The following is a 12,930-nucleotide window of genomic DNA, read 5'->3' on the forward strand; positions in this document are numbered from 1 at the left end:
CGAATCGGTCAACTTCCCGATCTTTTTGCTGGTCAGTCACTGACATCATCGGAACAGGTCGTTGCAGACCTTGTCAGTTTCCTCTGGCCTCTAAGGAGCGGGAATGGCCGCGATGGATCAGGTGCTGGTGACCGGTGTCGGTGCGACAACGCCCTTGGGGGGTGACGCGCCGTCGACCTGGGCGGGCCTGCTGGCGGGGAAGTCCGGTGTGCGGGCCCTGAACGAGGAGTGGGCCGCGGACCTTCCGGTCCACATCGCCGCCAGGCTTTCCGACGATCCGGCCGCCGCGCTGCCCCGCACACAGGCGCGGAAGCTGGACCGCGTGGAGCAGATAGCCCTGGTCAGCTCCCGTGAGGCCTGGCAGGACGCCGGCGCCCCGGAGGTCGACCCGGTACGGCTCGCCGTCGTCCTCGGCACCGGGACCGGCGGTGTGCTGACCACCCTCGGCCAGGACGACCTCCTGGAGAAGTCCGGCGCCCGCCGGCTCTCGCCGTTCACGGTTCCGATGCTCATGCCCAACGGCCCGGCCGCCTGGGTGAGCATGGACCTCGGCGCCAAGGGCGGCGCCCGCACCCCGGTCAGCGCCTGCGCCTCGGGTGCCGAAGCACTGGCCATGGCCCTGGACCTGCTCCGTTACGACCGGGCGGACGTGGTGGTCGCCGGCGGGGTGGAGGCCTGTCTGCACCCCTTCACCCTCGCCGCCTTCGCCCAGATGAAGGCGCTCTCCCCGCAGCACGAGCATCCCGAGTCCGTCTCCCGCCCCTTCGACGCGGCCCGCAGCGGATTCGTCATGGGCGAGGGCGGATGCGTGATGGTGCTGGAGCGCGCCGAGTTCGCGCGCGCCCGGCGGGCCCGCACCTACGGCACGCTGGCCGGTGCCGGCATCAGTTCCAGCGCGGACCACATCACCGCATCCAACACGGAGGGCCAGGTCCACGCCATCGGCGCCGCGCTACGGGACGCCGGGGTGAGCCCCCGCGACATCGGCCATGTGCATGCGCACGCCACCTCCACCGAGTCCGGCGACCTGGCCGAGGCACAGGCCATCGGCCTCGCCGTCGGGGACCACGCCCCGGTCACCGCGACCAAGTCGATGACCGGTCATATGCTCGGCGCCTCCGGCACGGTGGGCGCCCTGTCGGCACTGCTCACCCTCCGGGACGGCGTCGCACCCGCCGTACGCAACCTCGAACGGCTCGATCCCCGCGTCGAGTTGGACGTGGTGCGCGGCGAGAACCGGACCGGCCGGTGGCACGCGGCGCTCGCCAACTCCTTCGGCTTCGGCGGTCACAACGTCAGCCTCGTCTTCACCGCCTGAGGCCGGCTGCGTGATCAGAGGGGGCGGGGAGGGCGGCCGCGCCGGGTGAGCACCAGGATGGCCATGTCGTCCTCGTGGTCGCCCCCGGTCCAGCGGCCGACGTCCTCCGTCAGGGTCTCCACCAGGGCCTCGGGGCCGTCGAACCGCCGGTGCAGGCGCGGCGAGGAGACCGGGTCGTAGAACGTCCCCCGGCTGTTCCGCGCCTCGGTGACGCCGTCGGTCACCAGCAGCAACGACGCTCCCGGCGGCAGCCGCACCGCATCGACCGGCACGGGGCCGGCCGGCGCGAGATCGCCCAGTCCCACCCCGAGGGGCAGTTGCGGGGCGGTCGGGTCGAGCCGCACGATCCGACCGTCGTGCACCAGGTACGGCGGAGGATGCCCGCGGTTCACCAGGTACAGCACCTCACCGTCGACGGAGACCTCGACCAGTACGGCGGTGGTGAAGCCCTCCGTGGAGATCACCGGGCCGCTCCGGGCCGCCTCCCTGGCCAGCGCCTCGTCCATCCGCTGCGACAGCGCGGCCAGGGTGCGGGCGTACTCGGCCTCCTGGCGGAACGCACCGATCGCCACCGACACCGCGGCGACGGCCGCGATCCCCTTGCCCCGTACGTCCCCGATGATCACCCGCACCCCGAACGGCGTCTCCTGCACCGCGTAGAGATCGCCGCCGATCCGCGCCTCGGCCTGCGCCGCCGTATAGCTCGCGGCGACGGCCACCGGCCCGACCTGCCGCGGCGGGTCCGGGAGCACCGCCCGCTGGGCCGCCTCCGCGACATCCCTGGCCCGCGCCAGATCGAGCCCCTGCCGCACGATGAGCCGGTTGACCACCAGGGCCAGCACACCGATCAGACCGACCACGGCCAGATCGACCAGCAACGGCGTCGCCGGCCGTCCCCGTTCGACGTCCACCGCCACCGAGACCACGCAGGTGACGCACACGACGGCGCACGCGGAGCGGAACGGCAGCGTGGCGCCCGCGATGAGCGGGGCGGCGGCCAGCAGCGGAAGCCCCGTGTACGGCTCGGGCGCGAGAAGGTCCAGGACGACGCCGGCCAGGAGGACCAGCGCCGCGAGCATCCACGGCACCTTCGTCAGCGTGGGTTGCAGGACCTTCACCGCGCCTCTCCTGCTGCCGGGCCGCGCCCACGAGCCGGCGGGAACGGGCCCGCTGCCCCGGGGTGTGGCTGGGCAGCGCCCCTCATCCCGGGCAGGCTCTCTCATTCCGGCAGGCGGCGCATCTCCTCGACCCGTAGCCCGAGGTCCTGGAAGCGGGCCAGGAGCCCGTACAGGTGGGCCTCGTCCGTGACCGTGCCGAAGAACAGCGTCTGCCGGGGGACCGGTTCCGTCTCCAGCTCGGGGAACGCCTCGCTCAGGAGACGGGAAACATCGCCGGTCACACGGAATTCGTAGCGCATGGTCGTGCTGCTCCCCACGGCTGGGGCACCTTCAGGAGCAGCCTGCGGCCGGCGGCGGCCGTCGCCACCACCCGGAACAGGTGGGGCCGGGCGGACGGCCACGGGGTCAGAGCACATGCAGTTCCCTGGCCCGCTCCACCGCGTCCCGGCGCCGCGAGACGCCCAGCTTGCGGTAGACGCTGCGCAGGTGGGTCTTGACGGTGTTGACGGAGAGGCGCAGTTCGGCGGCGATCTCGTCGGCGGTCAGCATCCTCTGCACACACACCAGCACCTCGCGTTCCCGGCTGCTGAGGGGCTGCACCGGGCCGGGAAAGGCGGGGCCGCCCCGTGCGGTGAGCCAGGCACCTCGGGCCGGTGCGGCAGCGGTGCCGTCGAGGTCGCCCAGCAGATGGCGCAGCCAGGGGCCGGCGTCGGTGAACGGCCGCCGCAGCCGTTCGGGCCGGGCGGCGTCCAGCGCGTCGACGAGCAGCTGCCGAGCGGCCGTCCGGTCGTCCGCCAGGACGGCGGCATGGGCGCGTCCCAACTGCCCGGCCACCCGGTCCGGCAGGCTCAGGTCCGCAGAGCCGCCGGCACGGTCCAGCAGCCGCCGGGCGCGGTCCGGGCGCCCGGCGGCGAGGTGCGCGCCGGCCAGGGCGATGAGCGGGGCCGGTCCGTCGGCCGGGGCGTCGTGCACGGCGGCGACGGCGGCCCGGTGATCCCCGCGGGCCAGCGCCACGACCGCGCGGGTGAGGGCGAGCCGCTGGGCGGGCCACGGCTCGTCGTCGGCTCCCGGGCGGGGAAGCGCGTCGAGGGCCGCCTCCCAGCGCCCACCGGACAGTTCCAGACGGGCCCGCAGCACGGCGGCCTCGGCGGCCAGGACCGGGTCGGCATGCACGTCGGGGCAGGCAAGGGCCTGTACGAGGTGGCGGCGGGCGAGGTCCCGGCCCTCGCGTTCGTCCCGTTCGCGCGCGACCACGGCCAGCGCCAGGCGATCGGCCCCCGAGCGGTGGTCCGGGGCGATCCCTTGCTCGTCGGTGGCGGCGAGGGCCCGCAGGGCATGGTCCTCCGCCGACGTCAGGGCACCCTCGGCGCTCTCGGCCAGCGCGAGCAGGCCCAGCGCCCGGTGGCGTAGCGGCAGGGTCGATGCGGTCGGGCAGGCGTCGACGGCCGCGGCGCCCAGGCGGCGGGCCTCGCCGAGACGACCGGCACCGAAGTACGCCCGGGCGAGCCCGTGCAGCCGCAGCGCCTCGATCTCGGGGTGCGCCCGGACCAGATCCTGCGGTACTTGCCGCAGCAGATCCGAGACCGCCCGGGCGGCTTCCTCGGCTGCCGCGAGCCGTCGGTCGCCACCGCCCGTGCCCTCGCGCTGTTCGTGCTCGTTGTGGTGCGCACCTTGCTCGTCCCGCCCGGCCTCCCCCGGCCCGCACAACAGGCGGAGGAGGACCTGGGTGAGCGCGACCTCCGGCGCCGGCTGTGTGCCCTTCGGGCGCGGGTCCGGCCCGGCCGGGCGCCGTTCGGCCGTCTCTCGCCCGGCCGTCTCTCGCCCGGCCGTCTCTCGTTCGGCCACGGCGAGGTGCGCGCGGCAGCCGGCGCGGTCCTGCTGCGCCAGCCGGCAGGCGGCGGCCATCAGGGCCGGTTCGGCTCCCGGCACGGAGGACGGCAGACCGGCGAAGGCGCCCGCCACCCGCTCGGCCTCCGGCGTGCCGAGCAGCGTTCCGACCAGCAGCTGACGGACGGCCAGCGAGGCGGCGTACGGCCAGTCCGCGGCCTGCGCGGCGTGCTCCAGCGCCTCCGTGACACAGCCCGCCCCGGCGAGCCAGCGGGCGGCACGGGCATGGAGGCGTGGGGCGAGGCCGGGGTGCCGGATCCGCAGCTGGGTGCGGAGCACCTCCGCGAACAGGGGGTGGACCCGGCACCAGGTGGTGCCGGGCACGGGCTCGACGAAGGCGTTGTCGTGCAGCAGCCGGGCCAGGATCGCCTCCGCGTCCACCCCGCCGCCCAGGGCGTTCGCCAGGTCCGGGTGGATGCGGTCGAGCACGCTGGTGCGCAGCAGCAGTTCCGTGGTGGCGGCGGGCTGGGCGTCGAGCACCTCCGCGAGCAGATAGCCGGAGACGGCCTGCTCGGAGCGGACGAACGAGCGGGCGAAGGCGGCCGGATCGCCGGTCCGGGACATGGCCAGGGCACACAACCGCAGCCCGGCGGCCCACCCCTCCGTGCGCCGGGTGAGGGCCTGCACGACGTCGTCCGGCGGCCTGAGGCCGTGGCGGCGCAGCAGCACGGCGGCCTCGTGCGGAGTGAGGGCCAGGTCGGCGCCCCGGATCTCTGCGAGCCGGTCCTCGGCCCGGTAACGGTGGAGCGGCAGCAGGGGTTCGACCCGGCTGATGACGACCAGCCGCCACAGCGGGCCGGCGTGTTCCAGGAGGAACTCCAGACCGGCCGGGACGCGCCGGCCCGCCACCTTCTCGAAACCGTCGAGGACCACGACCACCGGTGCCGGCAGCCGCTCCGTCGCGGCCGCCAGCCGGGTCAGCAGCGAGGCGCCGGCGTCACCGGGGGAGGACGGCATCGCGATCCCGTCGGGCAACCGGGGAACGGCCCGCCGCAGCGCCTCCACGACGTAGCTCCAGAAGACGCCCGGCGTCCGGTCGTACGTGTCGAGCGTCAGCCAGGCGACCGGCCCGGGGTGCCCGCCGCTCCGCGCCCAGGCGGCGGCGAGGGTCGTCTTTCCGCTGCCGGCCGGGCCGGTGATCACGGTCAGCGGCCCGGCCGTGCCGGCGTTGAGCGCGTCGAGCAGACGGTGCCTGAGGACGTGGGCCCGCGGCGCGTCGGGCACCGTCAGTTTGGCGTCGAGCAGGGGATCGCCGGACCACGGCAACGTCGTCCGCGAACCGGCGTCCGGGAGCGGGTCTCCGGTCGAAGGCATCCGATCACCACCGTGAGACGGGGGCCGCGGGCCCGGCCCCGCACCCGTGCACCACACGAGCCGGGCCGCCCCGGGGCGAACCCGTCATGTCCCTGCTCACCCGTCATGTGCCTGCACGTCCATCTTCGCCACGGCCGGCCGGTGATCGCACAACGGCTGCCCGGCCGGTGGCCCGGCCGGGCGGGCGACACGCCCCGTGGCCCGCCGACCGTTCGACACCGGCGGTCCTAGGGTGCGATCAAGAGTCGCTCGCCCTCATCGGGCAGCACCGGAACGGGAGAGGTGCAGGCGTGCAGCGATGGCGGGCGTTGATCGTGCTCGGGACGGCCCAGTTCCTGATGGTGCTGGACACCGCGGTGATGAATGTGTCGATCAGCAAGCTGGTCGAGGACTTCGACACCGAGGTCACCGCCATCCAGGGCGTCATCACGCTCTACACCCTGGTCATGGCCGCCTTCATGATCACGGGCGGGAAGCTCGGCGACGCGTTCGGGCGCCGCCGGGTCTTCACCGTGGGACTGATCGTGTACGCGGTCGGCTCCGCCCTCACCTCGCTTGCGCCGTCGCTGTGGGTGCTGACCCTGGGCTGGTCCGTGATCGAGGGCCTCGGTGCCACGCTCGTCCTCCCGGCCCTCGCGGCGCTCGTCGCCGGCGCGTACCGGGGCCGGGAGCGGGCGGTCGCCTACGGCGTCATCGGCGGCCTGGCCGGTGCCGGCATCGCGGTGGGGCCGCTGCTCGGCGGGTGGGTGACCACGTACCTGACCTGGCGGCTGGTGTTCGCCGGCGAGGTCGTGGTGGTCGTCGCCATGCTGTGCGTGGTCCGGTGGATCCCGGACGCCCCGCCGGGGCCGCGGACCAAGCTGGACGGGGTGGGCGTCGCGCTGTCCGCGGCCGGGCTCGCCCTCGTCGTCCTCGGCGTGCTGCAGAGCAGCTCCTGGGGATGGCTCACACCGCGCAATCCTCCCTTCACGCTGTTCGGCTTCGCCCCGACCCTCTTCGTCATCGCCGCCGGGGCCGCCGTGCTGTGGCTGTTCTGCGGCTGGGAGCGGCGAGAGCAGGAGCGCGGCCGGATCCCCCTGGTCCGGCTGTCCCTGTTCGGCGTCCCGCCGCTGCGCTCCGGCCTGACCATGCTGCTCTGCCAGAACCTCGTCCTGCTCGGCCTGTTCTTCGTCATCCCGCTGTACCTGCAGGTCGTCCAGGGCTTCAACGCCTTCGAGACCGGCCTCCGCCTGCTGCCGGTGTCGGTGACCATGCTGCTGTCCGCCATGACCGGCCCCCTCCTCGGCCGGATCGCGGCACCCCGCACGGTGGTGCGAGGCGGCCTCCTCGTGCTCGTCGTGGCGGCCGGCTGGCTCCTCGCGACGATCGAGCCCCGGATCGACAACCTCTCCTTCGGCCTGGCGATGGCCGTCCTCGGCCTGGGCATGGGGCTGCTCGCTTCCCAGCTGGGCAACATCGTGCAGTCCAGCGTCGGGGAGACCGAACGCAGCGAAGCGGGCGGTCTGCAGTACACCGCGCAGAACCTCGGGTCGTCCCTGGGCACCGCGCTCATCGGATCCCTGCTGATCGGCGCCCTGGTCAGTGCCTTCACCACACAGATCGAGAACAACCCGAAGGTCTCCGACGCGGCACGCCACCAGGCCGGTATCGCCATGGAGGCCGGGGTCAGCTTCGTCAGCGCGGACCAGGTGCGCGCGGCGGCGGAACGCGCCGCGCTGCCGCCGTCCGAGACCGATGCGCTCGTCGACTCCTACGCCACGGCGCAGTTGAACAGCCTCAAGGCCGCCGTCCTGGCCGCCGCGGCCGTCCCGCTCGCCGCCTTCCCGTTCACCCGCCGGCTGCCGGCCGAGCGGCCGGCCACGAAGGCCGTCAGCTCAGCCGGCTGACCCATGCCTCGCAGGGAGGGCGAGGGTGCCCAGCCGCCGCCAGTCCAGCCGCGGCCGGGCCGGCGGGACGCCCGGGCGGTCCCGGGGCACCCGCACCCGTAGCGCGGCCCGCTCCGAGACGCAGCGCACGGGAGTGGGCAGGGCCAGCGACTCACCGTCGACCCCGACCCTCACCTCCGGCCGGTCGGCGTCGACCACGAGCGCCTCGGCGGTCAGCGAGACCAGCCCCTGCCCATGCCGGCCGCGCAGCAGACCGGCCGCCTGGACCGCACTGTCGACCGTCACGCTCACCATGCCCAGCACCCCGCCGTCGAGCCGGTCGCGACGGCCCAGCCCGGCACGATCACCGACCCGGTACGGGTTGTTGCTGACCAGCACGGCCTGGGGGCCGTCGACGCTGACGTCCCCGGCACTGACCGACAGCCGCGGACCGTGCTGATGGGTCAGCACATCGGGCAGCAGCCGCAGCAGGGTGCCGACCTTGTCGTCGCGGTACGCCGGGCTCTGTACGACCTCCGCGTACGCACCGAAGGACGCGTTGTTGACGAAGGCCCGCCCCCCGACCCGCCCGAGGTCCACCCGGAACTCCACCCCGTCGGTCAGCGCCTCCAGACTCCGTGCCGGGTCGTCCCGGTCGAGCCCCAGGTCCAGCGCGAAGTGGTTGCGCGTCCCGGCCGGGATCACCACGAACGGCACGTCGTGCTCCGCGGCCACCGCCGCCACCAGCGCCTGCGTCCCGTCACCACCCGCCACACCGAGCAGGTCGGCACCACGGGCGAGGGCGTCCCGGGCGAGCCCGGCCACGTCCCCGTGGTGGGCGGCGTCGAGCAGCAGCACCTCCGCACCCAGCGCCTCCGCCTTCTCCCGCAACCCGAAGCGCCCCACCTTCCCGCCCCCGGAGCGCGGATTCATCAGCAGGCAGGCGCGCTCCGGCGGTTGGGTCGGCCGGCCGGGGGAGGGGAGTACGAGGGTGTCCATCCGCAGCGCGGCCCAGCCCGCGGCGGCGGCCAGCAGCCACAGCCCCAGGGAGACCAGCACGAGCCAGAGCAGGCGCGCCGCCACATACGACACCAGCACCGCCACCGGCGCCAGCACGGCCAGGAGCAGCGCCACCCCGCGCGCCACCCCCCGGCGCGACAGCGCCCACCAGCCGGCCGCCGCCGAAACCACCAGTCCCGCCAGCCCCATGGCCACCAGCACCAGGCTCCGGAGCCCCGCCACGGACAGCAGCAGCACCGTCGCACCGACTCCGGCCACGACCGCCAGCCGCGCGCTCCAGCGCTGCCCCGCCCGCCCGGGCGCGCCGACACGTCTCATGGCATCTCCGTACGTTGTTGCATGGCCCGGAGGGCCGGATGTGGCTGAGGGCGTCTCGCTCGCGGCCGGTCCGTAGCCCCATGGTGGCGGTCCGACGCGGTCGCCACCGTCACCCGGAACGGGTGAGGCAGTCCGGACGGGCGGCACTCAGAGTGGCAGTGCCGCCGGGTGCAGGCCGGAGCGGTGACGGCGGACCGTGCCAGCCGGCCGCCCGCCGGACCACCACCACGGCCGGACCACCACGGTCCGGACCACCACGGCCGAGGAGCGAGCCCGGCGCCACGGAGGCAGCGGAGGAACTGGAGCCGGATGAACGGCGGCGGAGACACCACCGACGGGTCGCGGCCGGCCGGGCCGGACGACTCGACGAGGGTGCAGGCCCAGGCGCTGTTGCCGATGATCTGGGCCGACCCCCGGCACATGCCCGAGCAACTGGCCTTCTTCGCGGTGCGCCGGTTCGGGCCGCGGGCCGCGACCGCCGTGGCCCGGCGCAAGCAGCACCGGCCCGAGGCCGGGCACGACGAACTCGCCGGGGACGTGATCGCCCACGGCACGCGGATGACGATCGCCGACGGAGCCGTGCTCGGCGGGCCCTTCGTGGTCCTCATGCCGCTGAGTTTCGTCGCGGCCCTGCTCGCCCAGGCCCGGATGGTCCTCGAACTGGCCGCGCTCGCCGGACAGGACCCCCGGAGCGAAGCCCGCGTGGCGGACCTGCTGGTCCTGCAGGACGTGTACCCGTCGACCGAGGCGGCCGAGGCCGTCCTGCCCGAGGTGCCGCGCCACCCACCGGGCGGCCGGGGCCGGCTTCCCCGTCGGACCCGGTGGTCACTGATCGTCAGGATGGCGGCGATCCTCGGCATCACCGGCGGCGGCGAGAAGCCGAGCACCCTCCAGCGGGTGGTGTCGACGGCCCTGATCGGGGCCCTCTTCCTCGTGGGCATGGTGCTGCCGTTGATCTGGGTGCCGGCCCTGGCGTGGATCTACCGGCAGAACTCCCTGCGGCTCGGGGCGAAAGCCCTGCGGTACTACACCCCGGGGGCCACCGGGGACCGGGTCCGCCACCGGCGCGGGTTCACCCGCGTGCCCCGGGCGGCCGGCATCGCGGCCATCCTGCGCCTCCTCGCCCTCACCGTGGCGCCCTTCCTCGCCGCCGCCGCGGTCGCACTGGCCGGGGTGCGGGTCGTCGGCGGGTTCTGGGGGACCGCCCTGCTCGTGCTCGTCGTGGTCTCCCTGTTGGCGGCGGGCGCCTGGTTCGTACGACACCGCGCAAAACTGGCCGGAGGAGGAAGGAGCGGGCCATGAGGACGGATGCCTCCCACCCGACACCCGCCGAACGTGCCAGGCGCGGCAAGGCGGCGCGGGACCGCCTGCCACGCTCGTCGCACGCCGAGTTCGAGCCCCGGCCGGACCGGCCCGACCCGGTCGAGATCCTCGACCGGCAGAGCGCCGGACGCGTACCGGACCTCCTGCCGCTCCGCTACGGGCGGATGCTGCAATCGCCCTTTTCCTTCTACCGCGGCGCCGCCGCCCTCATGGCCGCGGATCTCGGCGCCCGTCCGCACACCGGGATCGAGACCCAGCTGTGCGGTGATGCCCACCTGCTGAACTTCGGGCTCTACGCCTCGCCCGAGCGCCATCTGGTCTTCGACCTCAACGACTTCGACGAGACCCTGCCCGGCCCGTGGGAGTGGGACGTCAAACGGCTGGCGGCCAGCACGGCCGTCGCGGCCCGCGACAACGGCTTCCCGGTCGAGCAGCGCCGGGACGTCGTCCGTGCCACGGTCCGCTCCTACCGGGAGGCGATGCGCGGCTTCGCCGGAATGCGCACCCTCGACGTGTGGTACGCGCGGTCCGACACCGAGCAGCTGCGCGCGCTGTTCGCCGACCGGCTCGGCAAGCGCGGACGCCGCCGGCTCGCCCGGATCCTGGAGACCGCCCGCAGCCGGGACCACCTGAGGTCCTTCGAGCGGCTCACCGAGGTCGTCGACGGCACCCGGCGGATCGTCGCCGACCCGCCCCTGGTCGTTCCGCTGGGCGACCTGCTGACCGGCGCCCACCGCGCCGAACTCGAAGGCCACCTGCGCCGCCTCATCGAAGGCTACGGCCAGAGCCTGCCCGCCGATCGCCGGCACCTCCTCCGACAGTTCCGCATGGTCGACGCCGCCCGCAAGGTCGTGGGTGTCGGCAGTGTGGGCACCCGCTGCTGGATCGTGCTGCTGCTCGGCCGGGACGACGACGATCCCCTGTTCCTGCAGGCCAAGGAGGCCGACCCGTCGGTCCTGGCGCCCTACACGGATCCGACGGGATGCGCCAACGAGGGCCAACGCGTGGTGCACGGACAGCAGTTGATGCAGGCCGTCAGCGACATCTTCCTCGGCTGGGAACGCGTCACCGGCATCGACGGGCGTCAACGCGACTTCTATGTACGGCAGTTGCACGACTGGAAAGGAGCCGCCCGCACCGATCAGATGTCGCCGGACCGGATGCGGCTCTACGGCGAGCTGTGCGGCGCGACCCTGGCCCGCGCCCACGCCCGGTCCGGCGACCGGATCGCCATCGCGGCCTACCTGGGCGGCAAGGACGTCTTCGACCGGGCCCTGGCCGAGTTCGCCGAAACCTATGCCGACCGCAACGAGCGCGACTTCCGGGCACTCGACGAGGCCGTGCACCGCGGCCGGGTCACCGCCCGGCGGGACTGACCGTCGGGCCCACCGGCGCGCCTTCGGTCACTGGCTCTTCCACTCGGGCGGCCGGCGCTCGCCCGGCAGCCGGTCCGTGATGCCCTCGCGGAGGGCCGGCCGGCGGGCCGCGGCCCGTTCGTACCACCGGCCGTAGCGGTCCGCCAGGACGACGGACGAGAGCCCGTGCAGCAGGACGCTGAGCCCGATGGTGACGGCGACCACCGTGCCCGCCGGCCGGGCCCCGGGGGTTGCTTCGGTCGCCACGAGCAGACCGAGGACGAGGGAGGGCAGCCCGCGCGAACCGAACCAGGCGGCATAGAGCACGGTGGGCGCGCGCAGCCCGCTGCCCGCGAACGCGAGGGCGGTGGGCAGCAGCCGGACGACGGTCAGGCTCAGCACCGCATAGCCGACGACGGGCCAACTCAGCTGCGTGAGCGCGGGGCCGAGCAGTACCGCGCCGAAGACCAGGAAGCTCAGCGCGGCCAGCAGCGCGGCCAGGTGCTCGACCGCCTCGACGGGGTTGTCCGCACCGTCCGGAGCGGCACCGGGCCGTGCCGCCGGGCGGACCGCGAGCGAGAAGACGAAGCCCGCCACCCAGGCGGCGACGAAGGGACTGCCCTCCGTGGCCGCCGCGAGCGCGGCCGCTCCGGCGGCGACGGCCAGCGGGAGGATGCGCCGCCACTCATGGGTGATCCCGTCCGCGGCGCGCGACCGGCGCAGCAGCCACCCACCCAGGCCACCGACCACCAGGCCCAGCGCGGGACTGAGCAGGAGCACCCGCTGGAGGATCCCCACCACGCCCTGGTGCGCGGCCGCCGTGCCGGGCAGGGTGGCGAGGAGCACGGCGAAGGCCGGCAGGACCAAGCACTCGTTCAGGCCGCACTCGGCGTTGAGCCCGTGCCGTACGACCGCCGGGATGCGCGGGGCGAACACCGCGCTCTTGCTCACGGACGCATCGGTGGGCGCGAGGATCACCGCGACGAGCGCCGGTCCCCAGCCGCTCACCCCCGGCAGCAGCGGCCACGCCAACAGAGCGCCGCCCACGATCGTCAGCGGCAGTCCGACGGCGATCAGACGGGCGGGGAAGAACCAGCCGCCGCGGAATTCCTCGGAACGGACGGTGGCGGCGTCCGAGAACAGGACCAGCGCCAGCGCCGCCTCGACGAGGGTGAGCACCGGTCCGGCGTCGTGCTGCAGGTCGAGCAGCCCGAGACCGACCGGGCCGATGAGCACGCCGGCCGCGGTGAACACCATCGGGGCCGATACGGAGCGTGCGGCCAGTCGCCGGGAGACCAGGGCGTACCCGCCGGTGACCGCGGCCACCGCAGCGACGGCCCACCCGCCGTTTCCGCTCACCTGTGCTCCTTCGGCTGGGCGCGGCGGGCCCCGAGCCGCCGTCGCCGCACGGG

The 12,930-nt window shown here is 74.5% G+C and carries 9 protein-coding genes; 4 read left to right on the top strand and 5 right to left on the bottom strand.

The features are described from left to right. Window positions 1-103 precede the first annotated feature (103 nt). Entirely contained in the window at window positions 104-1,318 is a 1,215-nt protein-coding gene (locus ACFV1J_RS03905) for a beta-ketoacyl-[acyl-carrier-protein] synthase family protein (protein ID WP_385855612.1), read from the top strand. A gap of 14 nt (window positions 1,319-1,332) precedes the next feature. Here the strand turns inward: ACFV1J_RS03905 and ACFV1J_RS03910 are convergent, their stop codons facing one another. The 3 genes from ACFV1J_RS03910 to ACFV1J_RS03920 form a co-directional block, all read right to left on the bottom strand. After that, window positions 1,333-2,436: a PP2C family protein-serine/threonine phosphatase gene (locus ACFV1J_RS03910; protein WP_385855613.1), complete on the bottom strand. Its 1,104-nt coding sequence runs from the start codon at window positions 2,434-2,436 to the stop codon at window positions 1,333-1,335. A gap of 101 nt (window positions 2,437-2,537) precedes the next feature. Continuing rightward, a complete protein-coding gene (locus tag ACFV1J_RS03915) occupies window positions 2,538-2,735 on the bottom strand; it encodes a hypothetical protein (RefSeq protein ID WP_385855985.1) in 198 nt (65 codons plus the stop codon). A gap of 106 nt (window positions 2,736-2,841) precedes the next feature. Further along, entirely contained in the window at window positions 2,842-5,637 is a 2,796-nt protein-coding gene (locus ACFV1J_RS03920) for a LuxR C-terminal-related transcriptional regulator (protein ID WP_385855614.1), read from the bottom strand. A gap of 290 nt (window positions 5,638-5,927) precedes the next feature. Here ACFV1J_RS03920 and ACFV1J_RS03925 point away from each other — a divergent pair, with 290 nt between their 5' ends. Continuing rightward, the gene (locus tag ACFV1J_RS03925) at window positions 5,928-7,523 is read left to right on the top strand and encodes an MFS transporter (protein ID WP_385855615.1); all 1,596 of its coding nucleotides are present in this window, start codon (window positions 5,928-5,930) and stop codon (window positions 7,521-7,523) included. Here the strand turns inward: ACFV1J_RS03925 and ACFV1J_RS03930 are convergent. Further along, window positions 7,512-8,840 carry a diacylglycerol kinase family protein gene (locus ACFV1J_RS03930; protein ID WP_385855616.1) on the bottom strand — a complete coding sequence of 443 codons (1,329 nt, stop codon included), beginning with the start codon at window positions 8,838-8,840 and terminating at the stop codon, window positions 7,512-7,514. The genes ACFV1J_RS03925 and ACFV1J_RS03930 overlap by 12 nt on opposite strands. Window positions 8,841-9,149: 309 nt before the next feature. On the opposite strand from ACFV1J_RS03930, the gene ACFV1J_RS03935 reads away from it, so the two are divergent. Then, the gene (locus ACFV1J_RS03935; protein WP_385855617.1) at window positions 9,150-10,142 is read left to right on the top strand and encodes a hypothetical protein; all 993 of its coding nucleotides are present in this window, start codon (window positions 9,150-9,152) and stop codon (window positions 10,140-10,142) included. Then, window positions 10,139-11,539, top strand: coding sequence for a DUF2252 domain-containing protein (locus tag ACFV1J_RS03940; protein WP_385855618.1), 1,401 nt, complete (start codon window positions 10,139-10,141; stop codon window positions 11,537-11,539). The genes ACFV1J_RS03935 and ACFV1J_RS03940 overlap by 4 nt, the downstream gene beginning before the upstream one ends. A 27-nt stretch (window positions 11,540-11,566) precedes the next feature. On the opposite strand, the gene ACFV1J_RS03945 is transcribed toward ACFV1J_RS03940, so the two are convergent. After that, on the bottom strand, window positions 11,567-12,877 hold the full coding sequence (locus ACFV1J_RS03945) for a cation:proton antiporter (RefSeq protein ID WP_385855620.1): 1,311 nt from the start codon (window positions 12,875-12,877) through the stop codon (window positions 11,567-11,569). Between the last annotated feature and the right edge of the window lie 53 nt (window positions 12,878-12,930).

The organism is Streptomyces sp. NPDC059649 (assembly GCF_042734445.1).
In the GTDB taxonomy this organism is placed as follows: domain Bacteria; phylum Actinomycetota; class Actinomycetes; order Streptomycetales; family Streptomycetaceae; genus Streptomyces.